Source organism: Propionigenium maris DSM 9537 (assembly GCF_027925155.1).
Taxonomy (GTDB): domain Bacteria; phylum Fusobacteriota; class Fusobacteriia; order Fusobacteriales; family Fusobacteriaceae; genus Propionigenium; species Propionigenium maris.
Genome location: NZ_BSDY01000029.1, coordinates 1 through 25415 on the forward strand (window position 1 = coordinate 1; position 25415 = coordinate 25415).

General features: G+C 41.5%; 24 protein-coding genes. 15 read left to right on the plus strand and 9 right to left on the minus strand.

The window, feature by feature from the left end; translation table 11 throughout:
- The 5 genes from QMG11_RS17440 to QMG11_RS17460 form a co-directional block, all read left to right on the plus strand.
- A partial coding sequence (locus tag QMG11_RS17440) for an alanine:cation symporter family protein (RefSeq protein ID WP_281837603.1) occupies positions 1-500 on the plus strand: 500 nt, incomplete at its 5' end.
- A gap of 334 nt (positions 501-834) precedes the next feature.
- Positions 835-2220, plus strand: a complete 1386-nt coding sequence (locus tag QMG11_RS17445) for an L-cystine transporter (protein ID WP_281837604.1) — start codon at positions 835-837, stop codon at positions 2218-2220.
- A gap of 156 nt (positions 2221-2376) precedes the next feature.
- A complete protein-coding gene (gene galE / locus QMG11_RS17450) occupies positions 2377-3351 on the plus strand; it encodes a UDP-glucose 4-epimerase GalE (protein ID WP_281837605.1) in 975 nt (324 codons plus the stop codon).
- Between the two features lie 13 nt (positions 3352-3364).
- Complete coding sequence (locus QMG11_RS17455; protein WP_281837606.1) at positions 3365-3886, plus strand: helix-turn-helix transcriptional regulator; 522 nt, start codon at positions 3365-3367, stop codon at positions 3884-3886.
- Positions 3887-4090: 204 nt separating this feature from the next.
- The gene (locus QMG11_RS17460) at positions 4091-4348 is read left to right on the plus strand and encodes a hypothetical protein (RefSeq protein WP_281837607.1); all 258 of its coding nucleotides are present in this window, start codon (positions 4091-4093) and stop codon (positions 4346-4348) included.
- A 136-nt stretch (positions 4349-4484) separates the two neighbouring features.
- Here QMG11_RS17460 and QMG11_RS17465 read toward each other — a convergent pair whose 3' ends face one another.
- Positions 4485-5855: an alanine/glycine:cation symporter family protein gene (locus QMG11_RS17465; RefSeq protein ID WP_309302098.1), complete on the minus strand. Its 1371-nt coding sequence runs from the start codon at positions 5853-5855 to the stop codon at positions 4485-4487.
- Between the two features lie 352 nt (positions 5856-6207).
- On the opposite strand from QMG11_RS17465, the gene QMG11_RS17470 reads away from it, so the two are divergent.
- Both QMG11_RS17470 and QMG11_RS17475 read left to right on the plus strand, forming a co-directional pair.
- Positions 6208-7587 carry a tyrosine phenol-lyase gene (locus QMG11_RS17470; RefSeq protein WP_281837608.1) on the plus strand — a complete coding sequence of 460 codons (1380 nt, stop codon included), beginning with the start codon at positions 6208-6210 and terminating at the stop codon, positions 7585-7587.
- Between the two features lie 42 nt (positions 7588-7629).
- Entirely contained in the window at positions 7630-7803 is a 174-nt protein-coding gene (locus QMG11_RS17475; RefSeq protein WP_281837609.1) for a hypothetical protein, read from the plus strand.
- A 48-nt stretch (positions 7804-7851) separates the two neighbouring features.
- Here the strand turns inward: QMG11_RS17475 and QMG11_RS17480 are convergent, their stop codons facing one another.
- The 5 genes from QMG11_RS17480 to QMG11_RS17500 form a co-directional block, all read right to left on the minus strand.
- Entirely contained in the window at positions 7852-9126 is a 1275-nt protein-coding gene (locus QMG11_RS17480; RefSeq protein ID WP_281837610.1) for an ArsB/NhaD family transporter, read from the minus strand.
- Positions 9127-9141: 15 nt separating this feature from the next.
- Positions 9142-10068, minus strand: a complete 927-nt coding sequence (locus QMG11_RS17485) for a PTS sugar transporter subunit IIA (protein WP_281837611.1) — start codon at positions 10066-10068, stop codon at positions 9142-9144.
- 162 nt (positions 10069-10230) lie between these two features.
- Positions 10231-10605 carry a RidA family protein gene (locus QMG11_RS17490; protein ID WP_281837612.1) on the minus strand — a complete coding sequence of 125 codons (375 nt, stop codon included), beginning with the start codon at positions 10603-10605 and terminating at the stop codon, positions 10231-10233.
- 40 nt (positions 10606-10645) lie between these two features.
- The gene (locus QMG11_RS17495; RefSeq protein ID WP_281837613.1) at positions 10646-11629 is read right to left on the minus strand and encodes a sugar phosphate isomerase/epimerase family protein; all 984 of its coding nucleotides are present in this window, start codon (positions 11627-11629) and stop codon (positions 10646-10648) included.
- Positions 11630-11712: 83 nt separating this feature from the next.
- On the minus strand, positions 11713-12594 hold the full coding sequence (locus QMG11_RS17500; RefSeq protein WP_281837614.1) for a YitT family protein: 882 nt from the start codon (positions 12592-12594) through the stop codon (positions 11713-11715).
- Between the two features lie 160 nt (positions 12595-12754).
- On the opposite strand from QMG11_RS17500, the gene QMG11_RS17505 reads away from it, so the two are divergent.
- From QMG11_RS17505 to QMG11_RS17520, 4 genes are all read left to right on the plus strand, one after another.
- On the plus strand, positions 12755-14011 hold the full coding sequence (locus QMG11_RS17505; protein ID WP_281837615.1) for an MFS transporter: 1257 nt from the start codon (positions 12755-12757) through the stop codon (positions 14009-14011).
- Between the two features lie 108 nt (positions 14012-14119).
- Positions 14120-15496, plus strand: a complete 1377-nt coding sequence (locus QMG11_RS17510) for an alanine/glycine:cation symporter family protein (protein ID WP_281837616.1) — start codon at positions 14120-14122, stop codon at positions 15494-15496.
- An 18-nt stretch (positions 15497-15514) separates the two neighbouring features.
- Complete coding sequence (locus tag QMG11_RS17515) at positions 15515-16282, plus strand: DeoR/GlpR family DNA-binding transcription regulator (RefSeq protein ID WP_281837617.1); 768 nt, start codon at positions 15515-15517, stop codon at positions 16280-16282.
- 390 nt (positions 16283-16672) lie between these two features.
- Positions 16673-17206: a GNAT family N-acetyltransferase gene (locus QMG11_RS17520; protein ID WP_281837618.1), complete on the plus strand. Its 534-nt coding sequence runs from the start codon at positions 16673-16675 to the stop codon at positions 17204-17206.
- Here QMG11_RS17520 and QMG11_RS17525 read toward each other — a convergent pair.
- The gene (locus QMG11_RS17525) at positions 17203-17472 is read right to left on the minus strand and encodes a hypothetical protein (RefSeq protein ID WP_281837619.1); all 270 of its coding nucleotides are present in this window, start codon (positions 17470-17472) and stop codon (positions 17203-17205) included. The two genes, QMG11_RS17520 and QMG11_RS17525, sit on opposite strands and share 4 nt — an antisense overlap.
- 220 nt (positions 17473-17692) lie before the next feature.
- Positions 17693-18571, minus strand: a complete 879-nt coding sequence (locus tag QMG11_RS17530) for a LysR family transcriptional regulator (RefSeq protein ID WP_281837620.1) — start codon at positions 18569-18571, stop codon at positions 17693-17695.
- A 146-nt stretch (positions 18572-18717) separates the two neighbouring features.
- Here QMG11_RS17530 and QMG11_RS17535 point away from each other — a divergent pair, with 146 nt between their 5' ends.
- Positions 18718-19305 (plus strand): DJ-1/PfpI family protein, encoded by a 588-nt coding sequence (locus QMG11_RS17535; protein WP_281837621.1) that lies wholly within the window; start codon positions 18718-18720, stop codon positions 19303-19305.
- A gap of 195 nt (positions 19306-19500) precedes the next feature.
- Here the strand turns inward: QMG11_RS17535 and QMG11_RS17540 are convergent, their stop codons facing one another.
- Positions 19501-20538, minus strand: a complete 1038-nt coding sequence (locus QMG11_RS17540; RefSeq protein ID WP_281837622.1) for a hypothetical protein — start codon at positions 20536-20538, stop codon at positions 19501-19503.
- A gap of 479 nt (positions 20539-21017) precedes the next feature.
- On the opposite strand from QMG11_RS17540, the gene QMG11_RS17545 reads away from it, so the two are divergent.
- From QMG11_RS17545 to QMG11_RS17555, 3 genes are all read left to right on the plus strand, one after another.
- On the plus strand, positions 21018-23015 hold the full coding sequence (locus QMG11_RS17545) for a cache domain-containing protein (protein WP_281837623.1): 1998 nt from the start codon (positions 21018-21020) through the stop codon (positions 23013-23015).
- Positions 23016-23222: 207 nt separating this feature from the next.
- Entirely contained in the window at positions 23223-24371 is a 1149-nt protein-coding gene (locus tag QMG11_RS17550; RefSeq protein WP_281837624.1) for a PucR family transcriptional regulator, read from the plus strand.
- Positions 24372-24469: 98 nt separating this feature from the next.
- Positions 24470-25378 carry a DMT family transporter gene (locus QMG11_RS17555; RefSeq protein WP_281837625.1) on the plus strand — a complete coding sequence of 303 codons (909 nt, stop codon included), beginning with the start codon at positions 24470-24472 and terminating at the stop codon, positions 25376-25378.
- Positions 25379-25415 lie beyond the last annotated feature (37 nt).

Genomic DNA, 25415 nt, shown 5'->3' on the forward strand with positions numbered 1-25415 from the left:
CAAAGTCCTGCGTAAGACAGGGACTTGTTTCCATGACTGGAACGTTCTTTGACACAATTGTAGTTTGTACTATGACTGGTCTTGTACTTATCTCCTCTGGATACTGGAATGATCCTAACCTTGCAGGGGCTGAAGTAACAAACGCAGCCTTCAGCAGTCTTCTTACCTTTGGAGGAATAGGTGGTCTGATTGTTAATATCGGTATTATCTTCTTTGCTTTTACTACGATTCTTGGTTGGAACTACTACGGAGAAAGGTGTACGGTATATCTTTGGGGTGTAAAGGGAATAAAGTACTTTAAGGGGATATTTATATTCTTAATTGCTATAGGTCCATTTATAAGACTTGAGCTTATCTGGATTATTGCAGATATAGTTAACGGACTTATGGCAATACCAAACCTGATTGGGCTAATTGCCCTCAGTGGAGTAATAATAAGCGAGACAAGAGAGTATTTCGAAGAGTTAAAAGAGAAGGAAAAAGAGGCAAAAACAGTTTAGCGGTGCAGAAAGACAAATGGGATATCAGAGAAAAAAACGGCTGGAAAAAGCCGTTTTTTTATTTTGTAGATATAGATTAGAAAAAGTTATAGAAATAAATTTTATGACACTGATACTTTAGCTAAAGATTTTATTGAAGGGAGTATGAAAAGGTATTTATTTAAATATCTTCAAGGAAGGATTAAAAAAATCGTATAGATCGGTTAAAAGTTCAGGTTTTTAAAGGATTTCATTAATAAATAGAAAAAAAGTAAAACACTTGATAAAACACTTTTGACAAATATATTCTTTAGTGATATACTAAGGAAAATTAAATTTAGGAGGAACTACTAATATGGTAATTCAGGTTTTAATCAATGTTGTAGTCATGGCACTTCTGGCTACGTTTTTGTACACTATGCAGAAAAAGTATGTAAAGTTTACCAAGAGGGTATTTGCCGCTCTTGGAATGGGTGTGGTCTTTGGGGCTATTCTCCAGATGATCTATGGTTCAGATTCTCAGGTGGTAGGAGAATCAATCAGATGGTTTAACCTTATAGGGGGAGGATATGTAAACCTTCTTCAGATGATAGTAATGCCGCTAATCATGGTATCTATCACATCGGCAATCATCAACCTAAAATCTGGTGATTCTGTGGGGAAGATGGGTGGAATGATAATCAGTATCCTTGTGGGAACCACAGCAGTGGCAGCTCTATTCGGAGTACTAGCTTCCCTGGGATTTGGTCTATCAGCTGAGGGACTTGCTTCTGGAGCAGCGGAAGCAGCGAGAACAGCAAAGCTTCAGGATATGGCAGCATCCAGACAGCACATTACATCTACAATTATAAGTGTAATTCCTAGAAATCCATTTTATGCAATCACAGGTCAGGGATCCAATGCTACCCTTTCAGTGGTACTTTTCTCAGCCTTTATAGGAGTATCAGCTTTAGGGCTTAGAAAGAAGAGACCAGACAGCTTTGAACTCTTCAGAGCTATGATAAACTCAGCCCATGATGTGGTAATGAGAATGGTGACTATGGTACTGAGACTGACTCCATTTGGAGTACTGGCTCTTATGACTAAGGTAGTGGCTGGAAGTAATGTAGAGGATATACTAAACCTTATTAAGTTTGTAGGAGCTTCCTATGTGGCTCTTATCGCGGTGTTTATTATGCATATGATACTGGTAGCTATGGCTGGCCTTAACCCTATGACCTTCGTAAAGAAGACCCTGCCGGTACTTACATTTGCCTTCTCCTCGAGAAGTAGTGCGGGAACCATCCCTCTGAATGTAGAGACTCAGAGAAGAAAGCTGGGAATCTCCGAGGGGGTTGCTAACCTGTCAGCATCTCTGGGTGCAACAATCGGTCAAAATGGTTGTGCGGGAATCTACCCTGCAATGCTTGCTATTATGATTGCAGCAACTCCAGGATCTGGAATTGAGATAAACCTATCATTTGTTGTATCTCTTGTGGTGGTAACTGCAGTGAGTTCCTTTGGAGTAGCGGGAGTAGGAGGGGGAGCAACCTTTGCAGCTCTTATCGTACTTTCATCTCTTGGACTTCCAGTGGGACTTGTGGGACTTCTTATCTCCATAGAACCGCTAATCGATATGGGAAGAACAGCTGTAAATGTATCTGGAGCTATGACAACTGGTGTGGTAACTGGAAAGTTACTGGGACAGATGGATACAGAGGTCTATAACTCAGATGTGGATCTCACAGTTGAGGAAGCATAAAATTAAATTTGATATCTAAGTTGGGGACCCCTGAAGCAGTTCAGGGGTCCCCATTCTTTGAAATAGTACAAAAATGCCACATTAATGTCATTGATTTTGAAGCTTTTTTAATGTTAGAATAAAATGAATAATTAAGGTTTGGAAAAGGGAGGACATATGAAGAGAGTACTGGTAACAGGGGGAGCAGGATATATAGGAAGTCATGCTGTTGTACAGCTGCTGGACAGAGGATATGAAGTAGTGGTGCTGGATAACCTGGAGAATGGATACAGTGAGCTTGTGGATAGGAGAGCAAAGTTCTACCTGGCTGACCTGAGGGACAAAAATAGCCTGAGAAGAGTATTTGAGGCTGAGAAGATAGATGCAGTGATGAACTTTGCAGCTTATATAAAGGTAGGGGAGAGTGTGGAAAACCCTACTATGTACTATGAGAACAATACATATGGGGTTATGAACCTTATAGATATAATGGTGGAGTACGGGGTGAAAAATATTGTATTTTCATCCACAGCGGCAGTTTACGGTGAGGTAAAAGGAGACAAACTTGTGGATGAGGAGTTTCCTACAGATCCTATAAACCCATATGGGATGAGTAAGCTCATGGCTGAAAGGGTAATTGCCGATGCAGCTAAGGCCTACGGATTAAACTACTCCATCTTCAGATACTTCAATGTGGCAGGAGCCCACGAGGATTACGAGATTGGTCAGAAGGGTGAGGGGATCACAGCCCTTGTACCTATCATCCTTCAGGTAGCCAAGGGAGAGAGAGCTGAACTGGGAATCTTTGGAGACAACTATGATACCCCAGACGGAACGGGAGTAAGGGACTATATCCACGTGGTGGATCTGGTAGATGCCCATATCCTGTCACTGGATACCCTCAAGGAGGGAGTGAGCGGAATCTATAACCTGGGAAATGGAAATGGATTCTCTGTATTGGAGATGCTGGAGGCAGCCAAGAGGGTAACTAAGAGAGAGATACCATCTAAGGTAGTACCTGCAAGAGCAGGAGACCCTGCATGTGTTGTGGCAGCCAGTGAGAGGGCCGAGAGTATCCTTGGATGGAAACCTAGATACACAAGTGTAGAGGAGATAATCAGAACTGCATGGGAGTGGGAACAAAAGCAGTAGAGGGGGAAGTTGTTTGCTTAGGAATATAGGGGAGCAGGATCTAAATAATCTTTTTAGAAGACTGCTGAGAGATTACAGGCAGAGATCGGGATACAGCCAGAGGGAGGTAGCCAGTCTTCTGGGAATGGGTCAGGCCAGTATCTGTAACTTTGAAAACGGAAAGAACGGGATTACTCTGGAGGTAGCCACAAAGCTGCTGACCCTCTTTGAGAAGAGGATATTTATAACAGATGGAAGCAGGAGCTCCAGAACCATAAGACCTCTTATAGTCTTCTATAACGATATCATAAGGGGGAAGTATAGGTTTGAGGACTTTACAGAGTTCAGGCAGTGGCTCTTTAAGGAGTTTGTGGATGAGCTTACCACCATCTCCATAGGAACAACAAAGGCCTTTGATATTATAGAGTTCTATGAGAGGGATCCCAATGGAGAGGTTCTCAAAGTAAAGGAGCCTGCTCTTACAGAGGAGGGGGAGGATCTGGTGATCCTGTCTCTGGCTAAATCCTCTAAAAAAATTGAAAAAATCAACAGTTAATAAAAGCCTGGAGATTATTCTCCGGGCTTTTATTGTTCAAGAAAGTTTAGTCCTTGAGTTAAAATTTTTGGTATATCGTTCAAGAGGCTATTGTTAATTAAAAAACCTAATTTCTTCCCTTAATGAAGGCAGAAAAAATTAAACTTTTATTTTTGAGATGACGTCACAGAAGGATGGATATTAAAAAATAATAGGGGGGGAAGTATGATTAAAACAATAGCTCACTATGTAAAAAATGACAGTCTGGACATACAGGTGAAAAGATCCTGGATACTTATTATTTTTATTAAATTTTTAACAACAGCTATTATTGGTCATAAATACCTTGAGAAGATGGGAATCTATATAGGAGAGGTAGTTCTAGTGGGATTGATCCTTTTTACAATAATCGATGAATTGAGGATAGAGTGTTCAGGCAAGTATAAGGATCACATTAAAAACTACTACAGAAACAAAACATAGTTATAGAAGGTTTCAATAAAAAAAGTCCCGAAGGACTTTTTTTATTGGAGAATTAAATTTTCTTATTTACATTGGAGCAGTTAATTCTATTACTACTCTGTTGCTGCCGAAGTTTTTTACTTTCAGACTCTATCCTTTAAAGGGTGGTTTCAGACTCTGCTTCGGTAGCCTTTTTATTCATATACTTACTCTCATAGTCCTTGAGGGAATCCAGGGCCACTCCGCAGAGAGGAATTATGGCAAAGATATTTATGAAGGTCATGAGCCCTACTCCCATATCAGCCAGTCCCCAAACAAAGAGGTACTGATTCATTCCCCCTGCAAAGATCATGGTGATGGCAAAGGCCTTGTAGAGGTTCTGAGGAAGCTGTCCCTCCATGAGGAATGCCACATTGGACTTGGCATAGAAGAGTATTCCCAGGAAGGTGCTGAAACTGAAGAGGAAGAGTATAATGGCTATGAAGGTAGTACCAAAACTTCCTATATGGTTTACCATAGCTGCCTGAAGAAGACTCATTCCCACAAGCCCATCTGTGGCTCCCTTATCAGCCAGGAGGATAACAAAGGCTGTAGCACTGCATATTATAAGGGTGTCGATGAAAACTCCCAGTGCCTGGATGAGCCCCTGCTTTACAGGATGGGCAACAGCAGCTGCAGCTGCAGCACATGGGGCACTTCCGCTACCTGCTTCATTGGAGAAGAGACCTCTCTTGATACCAGAGATAATCACAACACCTATTCCTCCTCCCATTACCTGCTCGATACCAAAGGCATTCTTAAAGATGCTCAGGAATACTGAGGGAAGAAGGGTGAAATTTTTTACCATAATAAAGAGAACAACAAGGGCATAGAGCCCTGCCATAACAGGTACCAGTTTATCTAGAACTCTGGCTATCTTATTTTTTTTACCAAAAATGATCATTGCAGCAAGAAGAGCCATTCCTGTGGCTGAGTAGAGTTTTGGAATGCCGAAAGCATTGTCGAAGGATTCAGTGACTGAGTTTGCAACTATCTGGCTGATACCAGCCCAGCATATAAGACCGGAGATGGCAAAGAGAACTCCCATCCACCTTTTATTGAGAGCTTTTTCCATGAAGTAGGCGGGACCTCCCCTATAACCTCCCTCTGGATCCTTTTCCTTGTAGATCTGGGCCAGGGTACACTCTATAAAGGCCGATGAGGACCCCACAAGGGCAACTACCCACATCCAGAATAAAGCTCCCGGTCCCCCAATGGATACAGCGGCAACTACTCCAGCCAGATTTCCTGCCCCTATCCTGGAAGCGGTGGAAACACAGAAGGCCTGGAAGGATGTCATATCCTCCTCCCTCCTACCCTCGGTTTTTTCAGTGACAACTTTGATGATCTCTGGAAACATTCTTATTGGAAGAAAACGTGTTCTAATGGTAAAGTATACCCCGGCTCCCAGCAGCATTACAGCCAGAATATTTTTACCCCAAAAAACGCCATTTACAAAATTTACGATATTTTCTAAAAAATCCATCATAATTTACAATCTCTCCCCTTAAAAGTAATGAAAAATCACTCGAAAGAAACGACCACAGGACCAATAACAACCAGCAAAACGATATTGAAAAATGATTATGATATTAAAAATAAATTCCTTATATAAAGATTCCATATTATCTTTCATAAGTCAAATATTCATAGTTGATATTGTTAATAATTTGATATTTTCCTTTATTTTTTCTAGAATTTATTGATATTTTTATCAAAATAATAAATTTTAAGTTGGTGTTGACAAATAAAAAAAATAGAGTATTATCCTATTAAACGATCTTGAAAGGATATAATGATATTAAAATATAATTAAAAAGATAAGAGGAGGCTATGAGTTTATGAAAAAAAAGTTTATGCCAGAACCATTTAAAATCAAAGCTGTGGAGCCAATGTATCTATTAGGAAGAGAGGAGAGGGAGGAAGCTATAAAAAAAGCTGGATTCAACACTTTTCTTTTAAGATCAAATGAGTGCTATATCGACCTCTTAACAGATTCGGGAACTAACGCAATGAGTGATAGACAGTGGGCAGGGCTTATGACAGGGGATGAGGCATATGCAGGAAGCCGTAACTTCTATAACCTAGAGGAGACTGTAAGGGAGTACTTTGGATTTGAGTATGTTATCCCTACTCACCAGGGAAGGGGAGCTGAGAATATCCTATCCTCTCTGACTATAAAACCTGGAGACTATGTACCTGGAAATATGTATTTTACAACTACAAGATTCCACCAGGAGAGAAACGGGGCCAACTTCAGAGATGTAATCTGTGATGAAGCTCATGATCCAAATAGAGACGACGTTCCATTTAAGGGAAATGTGGACATTAATAAGTTCCAGGCTCTTATAGATGATGTAGGGGCAGAGAAGATCCCATATATCTGTCTTGCAGTGACAGTAAACCTAGCTGGTGGGCAGCCTGTATCTATGGGAAATATAAAAGCGGTAAGTGAGCTGGCACATAAGCACGGTATCAAGGTGATGTATGATGCTACCAGATGCGTTGAAAATGCTTACTTTATAAAGACAAGAGAGGAAGGATATGAGGATGTCAGCATAAAGGATATCGTAAGAGAGATGTTCTCCTATGGTGACGGGTGTACAATGAGTGGTAAGAAGGACTGTATTACAAATATAGGAGGGTTCCTGTGTGTAAATGACAAGGATCTCTATACTCAGGCTACCGCTATGGTAGTTCAGTTTGAGGGAATGCCAAGTTACGGAGGACTGGCTGGAAGAGATATGGAAGCTATGGCCATTGGAATAAGAGAAGCTATGGACTACGACTATATCAGCCACAGGGTAAATCAGATAAGATACCTGGGAGAGAAACTGGAGGCAGCTGGAGTACCTATGGTAAAACCATTTGGAGGCCATGCAATATTCCTAGATGCAAGAGGATTCCTTTCACACCTTGAGCAGGAGGAGTTCCCAGCACAGGCACTGTCCTCGGCAATCTACAGGGAGTCTGGAGTAAGAACTATGGAGAGGGGAATAGTTTCAGCTGGAAGAGACGTAAAAACTGGTGAAAACCATAAGCCTAAACTGGAAACAGTTAGACTGACTATTCCAAGAAGAGTTTATACCTATGCCCACCTGGACTATGTAGCTGACTCTATCATAGAGTTATATGAGAAGAGGGAGACTATCAAGGGACTTCAGTGGGAGTATGAGCCATCTTGCCTGAGATTCTTTACAGGAAGATTTACGGAGAAGTAGGATAGAGAACTGTCTTTAGTGGAAGATATGGAGGAAGGGAATTTGAATAGTTTTATAGAAAAAAGATTCATCCTTATACTGCTTGTTTCTACTATAATACTTTCAGGAATATACTACCTTCTTCACGGGGGAGGAAGTGCTATCTTTGTGGGAGCGCTGGTATTTACCGGAGGCTACCACTATGGAAAAATTTACAGGGAAAAATCCAAGGAATAGAAAAGCAGGGCTTCAAGCCCTGCTTTTTTTATTTAAAAGTTACCTTCTTTAAAGGTATCTCAGCCACAGATAGGCACTTGCAACTATCAGGCTCTGAATACCTATGACTACTCCAAACTTCAGAAAATCTACAAAGCTTATCCTGCACCCTGCTTTGGTTGCAGCACCTACAGCTACTACATTAGTTGCAGATGCCAGGACAGTAAGGTTTCCTCCCAGGCAAGATCCCAGTGAAAGAGCCCACCAGAAGGCCTGGGTATTCATCCCCTCAAAGGCCGGGGTCATTACATGGATAATCTTGGATACTGTGGCTGCATTGGCAACATTTCCAATTACCGAGGTAAGGAGGGCCGACACCCAGGTAATGAGCATTACTGCAAGATTGAAGTTTCCGGCGGTAGCCTGGATGAGTTTTCTACCGATCATATCGATAAAGTGCACCTCCTCTACCCCCTTTACCATCATAAATAACCCTATAAAGAAGAAGAGGGTATCCCACTCCACATGTTTGAAGATCTCCTCGGGTTTCTTCTTAGCTATTATACAGAGGTAGATGGCTCCTGTAAGGGAGATCACCATAAGTCCCTTGTGGATAAAGTTGTTCAGAAGAAATCCTAATATGATCAGGGTGAAGATGGTTCCCGACTGCTTGAGGAGGGTCATATTCTTTAGGGATCTGCTGGCATCCAGCTCCATTATCCTGGCCTTTAGGTCTCTGGACACCTCTAATTTCCTTCCATAGAGGAGATATACGCTCCCGATTAGCATAGCCAGGGCCAGGATAGACAGGGGAGCTGTATTTACGAGGAAATCATTGAATCCCAGTCCCCCCTCATTTCCAATTATCAGCTGAGTGGGGTCTCCAATAAGGGTTGCCGCCCCCCCTATATTGGCCGCCATTATCTCCGTCATGATAAAGGGAAAGGGATCGAGCTTCAGCTGGTTTGCCAGAAGGATGGATACCGGAGCCATGAGCAGTATGGTGGTTACATTATCCAGGAATGCAGAGCATACAGCGGTTATTATAGACAGAAGAACTATCAGGGCAAAGGGATCTCCCCTGACCAGCTGGGCTACCTTTACTGCAAACCACTGGAACACCCCTGTTTCAGATATAAGGTGAACTACTATCATCATACCCACCAGCAAGAAGATTATCTCCAGCCTTCCTGCTATAGCTTCCAGGGCATGCTCCTCGTGGATTATCCCAGTCATGGCCATGGCCAGTCCCCCGGCCATTGTAGCAAGAGCACCGGGAACCTTCTCTGTAATTATGAGATAGAATACAAGTATAAATATAAATAACGATAAAATTAACTCCATAGTGTAAACCTCCCTCTATATATGCAGAACTTTCTTAATAATGTCACTTCTCTGAATCATCCCGTAGTATCTTCCATCCTCTACCACATAGATCCTGGTCTTCCCCTTATTTACCATGAGGAAGCAGATCTCCATAATGGGAGCCTTCCTGTCCACTATGAGGAGATCCTCTCTTCTGTAGAGCTCCTCGATAGTTGCCACCCTTTCATTTACAAGGTACTCCTCAAAGGGTTCCCCCACAGTGAGAAAGCTCAGGTCCTGCATCACCGAGGTATACTTAGGCATTCCAAACTCTATGAGCTCCCTCTCGGTGATCTCTCCCAGGAAGCGCCTTCCCTCATCCACTACAGGAAGGCCGCTTCTCTCCTCTACAATGAGTCTTCTTGCTACCCTTTCAAGGGTGTCCTGAGGAGTTACAGGTATGAGATCGGGGCTCAGAACATCCTCAGCTGTAATCCTTCCGTCTATCTCTATCTCAGCACCCTCTATGAGCTCAAATATCTCGTGGGGATCTTTAGATAGTTTTATTTTCTCGAGAACCATAGGATTCTTCACTGCTACCTTCATTATTCCCGATATCATCTTGAGCATCCTCTTGTTTTTCAGGACCTCCGAGACGATGAGGACAAAGAGCTTAACATCCTCATCCCTGTGAAGGGCAGCTACCTGACACCTGACAGGCTCCCTGACTAAACCAAGGGCGATGACAAAATCGTTGAATCCCTCTATCCTTGCATGGGGCATAGCTATTCCCATTCCCATGGCAGTGGAGATCTCCCTCTCCCTCTCTATGACTCCCCTTTCTATCTCTTTCTTCATGGCAGCAACTCCCCTGTCGTGGAGGGCCACCCTCTCTATCATATCTGCAATAACTTCTTCCTTATTCCGTCCCTCCAGATCTGTGAAGATCAGCTTTGGGTCCAGGTAGCTTGAAAGCTTCATAAAATTCCTCTCCCTTCGATATTTAGTATTAGGTGCTGTGCACACCTGCCAGCCCTATATTTTTCCATAAAAAACACCCCTCTACATTAAGGTATTACCGCATAGGTCTTAACTTAGTGTAAAGAGGCTTTAGTTGATTCTAGATCTTTGCTCTATAGTCTATTACTTAACTGCAATAACTTCTATCTCTACCTTTACATCCTTAGGCAGTCTGGCTACTTCTACACAGGCTCTTGCCGGCTTATTCTCAGAGAAATACTGTGCATAGATCTCGTTGATTAGAGGGAAATCATTCATATCCTTGATGAAGACCCCAGCCTTTACCACATCATTTAGTGTGTATCCAGCTTCCACCAAGATAGCTTTTACATTTTCCAGGGACTGCTTAGTCTGCTCCTGTACATCATCTGAAACACATGTCATAATCTCTGGGATAAAAGGGATCTGACCAGAAACATAGAGTGTTCCATTTACCTCAATTGCCTGGGAGTATGGTCCCAGAGCAGCAGGTGCTTTTTCTGTATTAATAACTTTCATCTTATCTCCTTCTGTTAAAAAAAATCAGTTTTAAAGAGTTTTAGAACTCCCCTCTACAGTACTTATCTCTAAGGGACTTCAGGTACTCTGCTCCCTTTTTTGCTCCCTCAAACTGATCTGCCATCATCTTTTCTATGAAGGCTTCGTCCACTGCCTTGTGTGGGAAGTAGTAGTCCAGAGGTTTGATAATATTTCTGTCGTATGGTGATTCACCAAGCTTGAATGCTCCCTCTCCAACCTTGTGAACTCCCCCTGCTCCAGGCTCTCTCTTGAAGTCTGTACAGTAAGGGAAGCACATCTCCATGTTGATCCTCTTAAGAGGAGACTTCTCTACCATTATCTGGAAGGCTCTGTCCAGGTCTATATTTCCTGTTCCAGCAGGAACTCCGCAAACAAGGTATCCATACTTGGCATCTGCATCCTCAAGGATGATGTGATCCTTGAAGTGAGTTGTATATGTGTATGGAGCCATCTTTTCAGCTGCTTCAATAGGATCCTCCCATGCCATCATTGCATTTCCGAAGTCGTAGTGAAGTCCTACCCAGTAAGAGTCGACCTCCTTTACGATGTCGATAATCTCATCAGATACCTCATACTCGTGGTTCTCCAGTCCCAGTTTGATTCTGTACTTCTCAAGAAGAGGTACGATCTCCTTCAGATCCCTTCTAGTCTGCTCATAAAGTGTCTCATCAAACTCATCGAACTTGATGTATGTTCTGATTACATCTGCTCCTATGTGGTGTGCCACTCTTACAGCTTTGCTAAGCTCAGCATAGCTTGTTCCGTTGCAGTCGATCTCTGCATATAGGTTGTACTTCTTTATCTCGTCTCTTACCTTGTCCAGGTGTTCCTTGTTGTCTGGACCCATCTGTCCCAGCTCTGGGTGAAGTCCCCATCCAGGGATAATGTTAAGTTCTACCCCTTCAAATCCAAGCTCTGCTGCCTTTCTTATAAAGTCAAAAATATCCATCTTTCCATACTGGAAGTACAGATGAAAACTTTCAGTTTCGATACCTATCTTCATTTTATTCCTCCTGTTAATATTTGCTTACAAAAACAAAATAACATATAAAATTGTATAATTCAAGCTTTTTTTGTTTCTTTTTGTTACTTTATGTTGTTTTTTGTTTGGTTTAGGGGCTGAAATCCAGAACCCTTTCCCCATACGGAGGTAACGGGAACCATATTTATAAAAGCTTCATTGTCCAGCCTGGCTACGTGCTCCTTTATGGCATGGGCTTCCTTTGCAGAGCAGATGGAAATGAGCTTCAGCTGAAGGCTGTTGAAGTCGTCGGTATTGTTTCCTATGCTAACCCCCCTCTGAAGAACCTCCTTGATATACACCTTTACCTCATCGGTCTTGGAGGTTATTACGGTAACCTTTACCAGGGGATCCCCCGACCAGAGGAGGATAGAATCCACCACCTTGGCGTAGACTACCTGCATAACCAGGGCGTAGAGGACAGCCTCCATACCAAAAACAGCTCCTGAGATAAGAAGAACAAGGATATCTATTCCCAGAAGAACATTCCCCAGGCTCATGTGGGGCAGGAGAAGTTTCTTTACAATCCTTGCTATAGTATCCGAGCTTCCCTGGGAGAATCCCTCCCTGAGCACCAGTCCCATACCGATTCCTGCACATACCCCGTAGCAGATACATGCCAGGAGCTTATCATCCAGTAGGATGGTAAAGAAGTTAAGGAAATCAAAGACCAGAAGGATCAGGGGATAGGTGAGGGAGAGGATGATTATCTTCAGCCCCGCCTCCCTTCCCAAAAATCTAAAGGCCATTATAAGTGTGGTGAGGCACAGGATATAATAGATTATGCTGAATCTTACTCCTACAATACTTCCCAGGGCCAAAGACAGGCCTGTGAACCCTCCCACCGTAAGGTTGTTGGGCTTCAGGATGACATTAACTGCAAAGGCCTGCAGAAAGCACCCCAAATAAACGGTAAAATAACTTTTAAAAAAACTTTTGCTTTTCATCTTTCCTCCTTGAATTCAGTGTTTTTAACGGCAAACTACAACAATATGATAGCTCTTTCTGCAACTTAAAACAACAAAAAATAACAAAAAGCTTTACAAAAGCAACAAAAACAGTTATGATTCATACAAAATGTTTTAAAAAAGTTTCAGGAGGTTAATAATGGAAAAAAAGAGTAATTTTAAAAAATGGTTTACTTTTATCGTTTTAATTCTAGGAGGTGGGTCTATATATAAACTGTCCTCCCTTAAGGATGCATTCTACATCCCTATGCAGGAGCACTTTCATCTGACTCATACCCAGATAGGAAATGCAATGTCGGTATATTCAATTGTGGCAACGGTAGGTTTTCTTTTTGCAGTTTACTTTGCAGATAAGTTTTCAAAGAAGATAGCCCTTCCAGTATCCCTAATTGCAACCGGACTTCTAGGGATATACCTTGCAAGCTTCCCGGGATACCACGGAATTCTTCTAGTTTGGGCGCTATTTGGTATTACATGTGACATGATGTTCTGGCCTATACTTCTGAAGTCGGTAAAGTCTCTGGGATCTAAGGAGGAGCAGGGAAGACTATTCGGTTTCTTAGAAGCAGGAAGAGGTGTAGTGGACACAGTTATTGCCTTTACAGCTCTTGCAATATTTGCATGGTTAGGAAAGGGAGCCTTTGGTTTAAGGGGAGCAATATTATTCTTCTCAATAGCTGTAATCGTAATAGGAATCATTTCCTACTTCTGCCTGGAGCACGATGAGCCTGCTAAGAAGTCCTCTGGAGGAATCAAGGGAGAGTTTGAGGGAGTAAGTAAAGCCCTTAAGAGTAAGGAGATCTGGGTAGTTTCCTTTACAATCTTCTCTGTTTATGCAGTATACTGCGGACTTACATACTTTATCCCATTCCTGAAGGATATCTACGGACTGCCTGTAACCCTTATAGGTGCTTATGGAATAATAAATCAGTATGGTCTTAAGATGATCGGGGGTCCAGTTGGAGGTTTCCTCGCAGACAAGAAATTTAAATCACCAAGTAAGTACCTGAGATTCTCCTTCCTGCTTTCCATTGCAGGGATGATAATCTTTACCCTGCTGCCACATAAGTCTATGAATGTATACCTTGGAATGTTCTTTACCCTTGGGTTTGGTGCTATTATCTTCTCTCAGAGAGCTATCTTCTTTGCTCCAATGGGAGAGATCAATATCTCAAGCGATATTTCAGGATCAGCAATGGCCCTTGGAAGCTTTGTAGGATATGCTCCTGCAATGTTCTGCTACTCTCTCTATGGAAGTATCCTGGACAAGTTCCCAGGATTTACAGGGTACAGAATAGTATTCCTTCTTATGGCAGGATTTGCCTTCATGGGATTTGTTGTAAGTAGTGCTCTTGTGAAAATAATTAGCAAGGAAAAGGTAGCTGTTGCAAACTAACTTTAAGGCCTGTGGTGTCTCCACAGGCTTTTATTGCAAAAAAAAGATAATTAATTTATACTAAAGTTTTATAGAGCTTATATTCTTTAGGGATTGAAGGGAGGAACTATGTATTCTTTGGAAGCTTATTTTAAAAATTTATCCAATATAATATGGGGCAACTGGCTGATCGTCACCCTCTTTATGGTGGGAATATTTTTCACAGTAATACTGAAATTTATTCAGCTGAGACACTTCTCCACCGCCATCAGGGAAACTGTAATAGAGCCCCTTATAAGGAAGAGGGAGATTGCCGGAGAGGGAAGTATCTCTCCCTTTCAGGCTCTGACAACAGCCCTTGGAAGCTGTGTGGGAAATGGTAATATCGTGGGAGTTGCCACTGCTATTGTGGGAGGGGGACCGGGAGCCCTCTTCTGGATGTGGACTGCGGGAGTTCTGGGAATGGCAACTAAGTATGCTGAGATAGTACTGGGGGTACACTTCAGGGAGAAGGGGGCAGAGGGAAGCTATACCGGGGGACCTATGTACTATATCTCCAAGGGGCTAAACCTTCCCCTACTGGGATTTATCTATGCAGGCCTTCTCTTTCTTCAGAATGCAGGAGGAACTCTCATACAGTCCAATGCTGTAAGGGAGGTTATAGTTAACCTATTCGGTCTGAAACCCATAGTGGCTTCCCTCCTTCTGTTTATTCCCACCTTCCTTATTATAAATGGGGGAATAAAGAGACTTGGAAGTGTTACAGAGAGGCTCATACCATTTATGACCGGCTTCTACCTTCTGGGGGGGCTTATCATCATAGCAGTCAACGCTGAATACATCCTTCCCACCCTGAAGCTTATTATCTCATCGGCCCTTACTCCCCAGGCAGGGGTAGCGGGAGTGGCGGGATACTCCATAAAGAGAGCCATGAGGTATGGGGTGGCGAGGGGACTATACTCCAATGAAGCGGGAGAGGGAACAGCGGCGGTAATCCACGCCACAGCTATTACAGATCACCCGGCAAGGCAGGGGCTCTTTGGTATAATCGAGGTTCTTGTGGATACCATCCTCATATGCTCGGTTACCGGTCTGGTTATCCTCATATCCGGAGTGGATCGGTTGGATATATCCCCGGCCATTATGATAAGTACAGCCTTTTCAGGAATACACTGGTCCCTTAAGTATGTGGTGGGGATAAGTATGGTCCTCTTTGGATTCTCCTCGGTTCTTGCCCAGTGGTACTTCGGGACAGCTACCCTGAACTTTCTGGCAGGAGAAAAGAAGGGTAACCTCTACAAATACCTCTTTCTCTTCCTGATCTTCACAGGTCCATTCTTTACCCTGGATCTGGTGTGGTATATTCAGGATATTTTTCTGGGGCTATTAATTATTCCCAATATTCTTGGTATAATTCTATTGAGTCCCGTAGTAAGGGATTTAACTATAGATTTTTTTACAAACTATCAAAGAGATACATATTCAAAGGAAAGATATATTCCATAAGATAAAGGAGGAGTTTGTTTGTTAGCCGAAGAACGTAAAGATAGGATTCTGCAGATACTTAAGGAAGATGGTCAAATAAAGGTCTCCTATCTCACTAAGCTATTTAATGTTTCACTGCAGACAATAAGAAGAGATCTGGAGACTCTGGAGACGGAGGGCCTCATAAAAAAGGTTTACGGGGGAGCTATCCTGAACAGGGAGAAGTTTCAGGATTTTTCCCACTCTACCAGGGAGAAGCAGTCCCTAGAGGAGAAGGAGGAGATAGCGGAGATTGCCGTAAAGCTTATAGAGGAAGGGGACTCCATAGCTCTAAATGACAGTACCACCAATATAGCTCTGGCGAGGAAGATAAGGCAGAACTTCAAGAAGCTTACCATTATCTCCAACTCCCTGCTCATAATCAATGAGCTCTCCAATGTGGAGGGGTTTACCACTATCCTGGCAGGGGGAATATTAAATGTAAAGGAGCAGGCATTTTTCGGTGAGATAACTGAGAGGATCCTGGATGATTTCAGGGTGGACAAGGCCTTCATCAGTGTGAGCAGTCTCTCCCTGAGAAGCGGGATAACAGATTATCCCCTGGAGGAGGTTCAGGTACAGAAGAAACTCCTAAATATCAGCCAAAAATCCATAATCCTTGCAGACAGCAGCAAGCTGGAGTCCACATCTCTTATCAAGGTAAGGGATATTGCAGATATGGAGCTTCTGGTGACCGACTCCAATATCTCCTCTGAGGTAAAGAGCAGCTATGAGGGGGCCGGAGTTACTGTAATAAACAACATATAGTAATAAAGGTTTTTTAAGGGGGAGATATCCCCCTTTTACTATTTAAGGTAAAGTATAGGATTTATAAAAAACTCCATAAAGTAACTTAAGTTGCTACCTTTAGGTGAAATTCAAAACATTTGTCACCAATGACACAAATTAGAATGTAAAGCAAGTGGGAAGCATTTTCACAAATGGGGTCTTTTTAATTTTGCTCAATAGGATAAAGTACTTTTATTTAGAAAATTCGTGTAAATTCGTGGCTAAAAAAGATTTTTGTTTTAAGAATTTTTAGTGGTTATCTCTTAAGTAGCCGCTTAGACTAAAGTAATGAGTATAACAACTGCTTATTAGAATGCAACGTCTCGCTTCTTTTTAGCAGGTTTAAACAGTATAGGGAGTGGTGGAAAAATGAGATTGGAGAGTGAAAGACTGATTTTAAGGAAACTCAGGAGGGAGGATATAGATGAAGTAGCTCCTATCCTTGGAGATATAGAGGTTATGTACGCCTGGGAGAAGGCCTTTTCCAGAGAGGAAACAGCAGAGTGGATAGAAAAAAATCTTGAAAAATATGAGAGGGACGGCTACAGCTATCTCATAGCCCATGAAAAATCCGGGGGAGAGTGCATCGGGTTGATAGGTCCACTGGTTGAGAGGGTAGAGGGAACGGAGTATCCGGGGATAGCCTATATAATAAAAAAGGAGTACTGGAAGAAGGGGTATGCAGCAGAGGGAGCAGGGGCATGTATGACCTACCTCTTCAATGAAGGAGGGGCAGAGGAGGTAGTGGCTCAGATAAAGCATGACAATGAAGGGTCCATAGGGGTGGCTAGGAAGCTTGGAATGATCTGCAGGGGTAAGTGGGTAAGGGAGTATGAGGGCAAGAGGATGCCCCATTATATATTTTCCATAGGCAGGGAGGAGTTCAGGAGAAGATCCAGTTAAAAGATCTTATACTGGATCCCCTCCCTTAGAATATCGTAGGGGATGAGCTGACTCACGGTATCCTCTATATACTCCCTGAGATCCTCCCTCTCCTCTAAGGAAAGGGCTACCTTATTCCCCAGAAGCTCCACCCAGAGAAGGTCTCCCCTGTAGGAGGTGTGGACCTCTCCCCACTGGCTTCTAAACCTCTGTCTGGAGGTCCTCTCCAGCCTCAGGTAATCTATTACTATCTTTAAGGTTTTTGTTTTCATGGAATCTAGCTTCATAGTTTTCTCCTTGATCTTGCTATCTCCAGAGAGATATCTTCAGTATTGGAATATGTCTAAAAAAAGAAAAAAGTGCGGTATATCCTTCGTTTAACTGATGGCTATTAAGATTATAGTACAAGTGGAAGAAAAATCAAATACCTGGGAGAGAGATGATTATATTGGTCGCTCCCTTACTAACTCTGTGAAAGTTTTTTTGCTGGAGGGATAAAGATATCCTCTAGCTGATCTCAATATACTTCATAAACTCACTCAGTAGTGGGGAGATCCACTTGTTTTTATGATGTGATACCTGGGTTAGAAACTTGACTTTATCACCACTTCCCTCTATAACCCTGACTTTTTTAGCCTCTATTAAATCTTCCACACAAAACCGAGGCAGCAAGCTTACTCCAAGATTACCTACTACACACTGTTTTACAGCTTCAATACTTGAAAATTCCAACGTTCTTGTGGGTGAAATATCCATATTATAAAGGTAGTTTTGAAAAAACTTTCTTAAGGAGCACTCCCTTTCTGTGAAGATAAAACATTCTTTCTCTAGCTCATCCTTACTTTCCCTGCTAATACTTCTAATATTAAATTCCTTGCCACTAATAAATACAAGTTCCTCTTCGCTGATCCTATGAGTTATCAGATCTTCAAAATTGCATTGAGGCTCCAATGTAATAATTAGATCGAGCTCACCTGCATATAATCTTTCTCTGAGCTTATGGCAGTTATCGCTTATAAGCTTTAAATTAACATTTGGATAGCCTTGTTTAAACTGTGATAATGCTGAATTTAAACGATATATGACCAGTGATTCAGAAACACCGATATTCAGCTCTCCCCTTACATCTATCTTGTCTACTGAAATATTTCTAATCATATCATAGGTATTTAGCAATTCAACTACATACCTGTATAGCTCCCTTCCTGTAGCTGTTACACTTATTGTTTTCCCAAGACGGTCAAAAAGTGGTGATCCCACTTCTCTTTCAAGGGACTGTATGTGTTCGCTAACAGTGGATTTACCGTAATATAAGGCTTCAGCTGCTTTAGAAAAACTTTTAAGCTCAGCTACTTTTTTAAAGGTTTGGAACTGACGAATTTCCATCTTTTTATCTCCCTTCATCTTTTGATTCGGGTTTACCGAACATAAATGTCGATTCTTTTGATTTTATTGGATCTTAATTTAATGTTACTATCATAATATAAATTGCTGTTTTTAGGAAATATATTTTAATAGAGGGAGAGGGTCCAATGAAGAAGGTGTTGTTGTTATTGGCAAATGGTTATGAAGTATTGGAAGCAAGTGTTTTTATTGATGTTATCGGGTGGAATTATATCGATGGAGATAAAACAACTAAACTCTATACCTGTGGAGTAACAAAGGAGGTTAATACTACATTCGATCAAAAAACCACAGTTGACTATACTATAGATGAAGTAGATTTTGAGGATTATGATGCCCTTGCTATTCCTGGAGGCTTTGCAGAGTATGATTTTTATAGTGATGGTTACAGTGAAAAGTTTTTAAATGTAATCAGGGAGTTTGATAAAAGAAGGAAGATAATAGCCTCCATATGTGTTGCTGCCCTGACAATTGGAAGAAGTGGGGTATTAAGGGGAAGAAATGCAACCACATACAACAGAAAAGAGAGAATAAGGCAGAGAGAGTTAGCAGAGTATGGTGTAAAGGTTATGGATCAGCCTATCGTTATCGACGACAATATAATTACCTCATATAATCCCTCTACAGCTTTTGATGTAGCTTTTACTCTTTTAGAGCTTCTTACATCAAAGGAAAATACAGATGATGTCAAGAGACTAATGGGATTTATAGAGTGAAATTTAAGATTAAAGTAAAAAAGGGGATGAAGGAGAGGAGTTATAGTAGAGGAGTAGGGGAGCTGAATCGCTCCCGCTATGGTATTAATGACTATAAAATCAAGAGTTTTAACAGAAAAAGAAGAGACTTTTTATCTCTTCTTTTTTTAGTAAGCCCTTAATATAAATAACATTTTTTATCAAGATAATCCCCTTCTAAAAACGCCCTTTAATAACTTCCTCTTCCTTGAGAATGCCAGCCTCCACCAAGGCATACATATAGGAAGTATTTTCCCGGGACATACGTATTGTAGCTCCTGCTATCCCGTCGGATGAATTCTGGACGGATTTAGTTGCCCCGGCAGGTATGTCTATTCCAAAGTAATTGTTTTCATTTACAGCCCTTGAATATTTTTGAGGAGACCAATCGATCAATGACTTGATTTCAGTGGCCTTTTTACCAATAAGATATTCTGCAATGGCATCATAGTTCCCCTTCCAGCCTCCATTGGAATGGAAACCGTATCTTACATCCATCTTCTCAGGGGTACCATCCTTAAATTCTACCCCTAAAGCGGTTAGCATCTCCAGGACTGTTGAATCTTCATCGATTCCCTTTAAAATACCCCGCTTTTTAATTACATTGTTATACTGATGAAGGGTGTATAAATTTTTTCCTTCTAACTGGGACCACTCCTCAGGTTTTAGAAGTCCGCTTTTTGAAGTTCTTACTGTTGGAACTAAGCCATTGTTAATTGTCATATCTCCAAACTTAGAATTGAAGTTAAAACCTGGTTTCAACTTAGCTTCCATCTGATAACGAATGCAGGCATCTGTTATTGTAAAAGCCACTGTTCCATCTTCAGCTACTGCTACAGCATAAAACCCCATCATATCAATGGTTTTTATATGAAACATAGAGATACCTTTTTTGTAGTTGGAACCAGGAGTAGCTGCCACAGGATCTACGGAGAAATCCACCGATACCTCAGCTTCGGGATTGTTTCTGGCTACCCATCCTTCATTTTTCAATACCCAAAACTCAATCTTTGCATCTGAAATTGCTCCATCCTTCTCCAATGTTAAAACTGTTTCGATCTTTTGCTTGGCCTCCTGTAGGCTTATGCCCTTGGAGTGCCCCTTCCAGTATACTCCCCTATATGTCCCCCTATAATCCTTTTCATCTAAAGAAGTGTATGTTATCAGAGAAAGAATTAACATACCTACTCCCAACAATATATAATTTTTTTTCATAGTACCCCCTCCTCTAAAGCTGTTGTTAGTTATGGCATATCATTAAAATAAGTGTAGTTTTTTTAAATCAATCACTTTGTACCTTCATTCAGCTTTTTAGATAATTTTTACTTCTTTTAATGGAGGTTTCCTCTTCTTTTTGCTCCGAGAACTCCTTACTCCCTATACTGAATCCTTGCCCCTCCCCTTTTTTTCTAAATGTATTTATCTGAGGAGCTATAGTTATAACCTGTTAGCTAAAAAAACTTTGGTATCTCACCGGGAGAAGGATTTTGTCTTTTTAAGAGTATGAATTCCATATATGAAAAGGAGGGGAGCCTTTGATCAGGCGGGAAGCGATCTAATCCTTGAAAAGCGCAGTTTGGAAGTAGTGTTATGTAATAAGCAGTTTTAATTTTTTACTTAGTAATTGAAGTAGTTTTGAAGAAAGAAATTTTATTATCTGGAGGGAACTAAACTGATATCTAAGGAGTCTACTTATGCAGAACTTAAAGAAGATAGGTAAAATTTTTCGGGTAACCACCCTAGTTATGCTCTTTATAACTATAACAATAATGGGAGGATTGTGGATATTTACCAGCTACCTGAACTTTAAAAGGGAAGCGGAACAATTAAAAACCGATTATATAGCCTCTCAGAGGGAGTTGGTTCAAAAAGAAGTGGAGAAAGTTATAGAGGAGATAGAGTTTCATAAATCCAAGACGGAGGAGAAGCTCAGGGAGGTTATTCGGGAAAGGGTATATGAAGCATACAATATTGCCATGAATATATATGATCAGAATAAAGAGGTGAAAAGCAACAGGGAGATAGAGGAGCTCATTGCCAAAACCTTTTCAGGAGTCACCTATAATAATGGCAGGGGATATTACTTTTGGGGAAGAGTGGATGACCAGACACTACTATTTGCCGACAGATCGGAGTTTGAAGGGAAACAGATGCACAACTACAGGAGTCCTGAGGGGAAGCATGTTTTTAGAGATTTCGTAGAGCTAGTGAGAACAAGAGGTGAGGGTTTCTATGAATATATGTGGGCACACCCGGGGATGGCTGGAAATGACCATCGAAAGATATCCTTTGTTAAGTACTTTGAACCCCTGAACCTTTGGCTGGGATCGGGAGAGTATTACGAAGATTTTCAGCGGGAGCAGCAGGCAGAGCTCCTGGAGGAGATATCCTTAAAGAGCTATGGAAGGGACGGTTACTTTTTTGTCTTGGATTTTAACGGCATAAATCTGGCCATCGGTGATGAAAATCAGAAGCAGAGGGTACTTAAGAGCGACTGGGAACTTGAGGATCTAAATGGAGTAAAGTTTATTCAGAGGATGAGAAGAGTGGCAGAAGAAAAAGAGGGAGGGTTTGTATACTATAAGTGGCTTAAACCCAGTAAAAACATGGCGGTAGATAAGATGACCTTTGTGAAGGGTATTCAGGAGTGGAAGTGGCTGGTAGGAACAGGCTTATATATGGATGATATAAATGACACAATTGCTGCCAAGAGGAAAGCCCTTATGAGGGAATCGGTAAAAAACATAGAAAAAATTATAGTTATTATGTTTTTTTTAAGTGCCATGGTGGTGTTGATAGAGTTTTATATCTTAAAAAGAGTAAAAGCCCTTATCAGATATGAGGAAAATATATACGAAACCCTTCTGAACCTTTCAATGGAGGGGATCTACCTGAGAAATAGCCAGGGGAAGATACTGGACTGCAATAAAAATATTCCCCAGATGCTTGGTTATACAAGGGAGGAGCTGTTAAGTCTGTCTCTGGACGATCTTGTATTAAAGGAGCCAGGTAAGGACCCTTTAACTATGGGATGCAGCAGTGTGGGAGGGAACTACAGGGAACTTATCTTCAGGAAGAAGAACGGCACCCTGCTCACTGCTGAAATAAATACTTCACCCCTGGAAATAGAGAGGGAGAAGAGGCAGATCACCTTTTTAAGGGATATAACAAAGAGAAAAAGAATGGAGAGGTACTTGAAGGAGCTTTCCAGAAGGGATGGCCTGACCCAGCTCTATAATAGAAGGTATATCTTTAAAAAGATGAAATCGGAGCTTGAAAGATCCAGGGCAAGGGGAGTTTCTCTGTCGATTTCAATGATCGATATCGACCACTTTAAAAAGATAAACGATACCTTTGGTCATATGGTTGGAGATGAGGTCCTAAAAAGGGTAGCCAAGACTCTTCAGGAAAATCTCAGGGATGGGGATCATGTGGGAAGGTATGGGGGAGAGGAGTTTCTTATTGTGCTCCCCAATACGAAGTTATCTAGGGCTCTGGAGGTAATAGAAAGACTAAGGTTAATAGTAGGTCAGCTGGAGTGGGAGGAGAAGGAACTTACCGTCACCTTTAGTGGGGGAGTTACTGAGATAGATTCCAAAAGGTCATTTAATAAGGTAGAGGAACTAGTGGATGAGGTGGACAGGCTGCTCTACAGGGCTAAAGTTAGTGGAAGAAACAGGGTTGAATTTTAAAATATTCTAACTGTGAATGAGGCAGGTGGTGTTTTCCCTCTACTATGAAACCTACGACTGTAGAAATTAGAGTCACAATAGAAAAAGCTAAGGAAAAACTTAGCTTTTTTCGTTTTGGTATTTCAGAATAGGTTCCATATTTTAGATGTGGTATACTCGTATTATTCCTTGATTATTGGAGTGATACTTTTGAAAAGTAGGTGAAAGATGTATATAACAGTTGGAGAAATGCTTGAACTTGAAAGATTTAAAACCTTTAAATGTATTGCTGGTAGGGGTGGTTTTAAGCGTAGGGTCGAGAAGATCAGTTTATTGGATTATGAAATTGTAAAACCCCTGGAATCTCAGTTTTTACCCTATGAATTTTCTCTATCAAGTCTGCTGGGAGCAAAGAATAATCCTGAATTGATCTTGATGTCGGTGAAATATCTCTTTGAAAGTGGTGTCAGTGGATTGGCTATTAAAAATATCTATTATGATGAGCTGCCGGAAGAAGTGATTGAGTATGCCGACGAGCATGAATTTCCCATATTTCTCTTTGATAACAGTGTTTTTTTTGAAGATTTGATTACAGATGTCCGGGATGTTTTAAGAGACATAGAAAGAAACAGGGACCGAGAAAGGAAACTGGATTCTTTAATGGAGGGAGATCTGTCTGAAAAAGAGTGTGAAAAGCTGTATAATGAGTTATCAAACTATACCGACCAAGGGTATATAGTTACCCACCTAATGAACAAAAAGGATATCAGCCATATAGATAATATGAAAATTATAGAGGGATTTCGTCACAGAAAGGTCTCGACTATTTTATCGGTGACCCTCTATCACAGGGGAATTATTGTTGTCTATAAAGGGGAGTCATTTAAACTGACGAATCTTGTTAATGACTGTTATTACATAGGGCTGGTTTTTGATGATTACATTGTGGGTATAAGCGGATACAGTGAGGAATCTAAGCAATTCAAGGACGCCTGCAAGCAATCTATCTGGAGTGCCAAAGTTGCCATGGCTGAAAGGAAAGGTGTGATGGCCTATGAGGATATTGGTGTCTATAAGTTGTTGGAACCCATCATCCACCTGCCATTAGCGGATCAATACATTGAAGAAATGTTGATGCCGTTGAAGGTTTACGATGCAGACCATGGAACGGAGTTGTTCCAAACAGCTGAGGTGTTTATTCAATATGACGGACAGATTGTACAGGCCGCCAAAGCTCTTTGTCAGCACAGCAATACCATAAGATACCGAATAAATAAAATAAAGCAGCTTCTGGGGTTTGAGGAAAGGGAGGGCACCTTCTTTGAGCACCTATCACTGGCATTTAGAGTGTATAGAATAAAGGCACCTCTCTTTTAGTTTTCTACAAAGAGAGGTGCTTTTATTTTTCGTAATCTACGATGAAGTGGGTATACTCTATTTTGTATAATAAAGTTATAAGCAAGGGGGAGGAGAAGATGAAAAAGAAAAGGATCTATGCAGATTTAATATTACTGGTGGTTGCATTTTTGTGGGGGACAACATTTGTAGGGGGGAAGTATGCGTTAAACTACTTTACACCCCTATATATCATCGCTATACGTTTCATTATGGCCTTTTTCATGATGGCGGTGGCTTTCAGAAAGGATTTTATGACATTGACCAAGAGGGACATAAGGGGCGGCGCTGTGGTAGGAACCATATTATTTATTGCCTTTGCAACGCAACTGGTGGCACTTCAATATACTGAAGCGGGGAAGCAGGCCTTCCTGGCAGGGACATATGTGGTCATGGTTCCCTTTATTTCATGGCGGCTTAAGAGGAAGAGGCCGGAAACAAGTTCCTTTGTGGGGGCCTTTATCTGCTTTATGGGGATTGGTCTTCTGACCCTGAATGAGTCCCTAACAATAGGGTTTGGAGACGGCTTAACCCTGTTTAGTTCATTGTTTTTTGCAGGGCACATAATCTCTAATGGTCACTATGTGGATGATATAGGTCCGGTGAAGCTTACGATTACTCAGTTTGGGATAGTTGCGGTACTCTCTACACTATCCGCTCTGATCTTTGAACCCTTTCCCACAAGGGTAGCATCTAATGGAATTTTCGCAGTACTATATCTGGGTATTCTGTGTACTGGTATAGCCTACTTTCTCCAGACCATTGGCCAGAAGTATGCTTTGTCTACACATACTGCCATCATCCTGAGCCTGGAGGCGGTATTTGGAAGTGTGCTGGCACTTTTTCTTCTTGGAGAGGTCTTTACCTTCAAGATGGTATTGGGGTGTGGATCGATCCTGGCGGCAATACTGATTATTGAATTAAAGGGAAGCAGGAAGGAGGAGCCATCCTATGAGGAGCAAGCCCTAGATAATACCAGCGAGATCTAAACTTGATAAAGACGTCAGAAGGTAGGGGATCCATTCT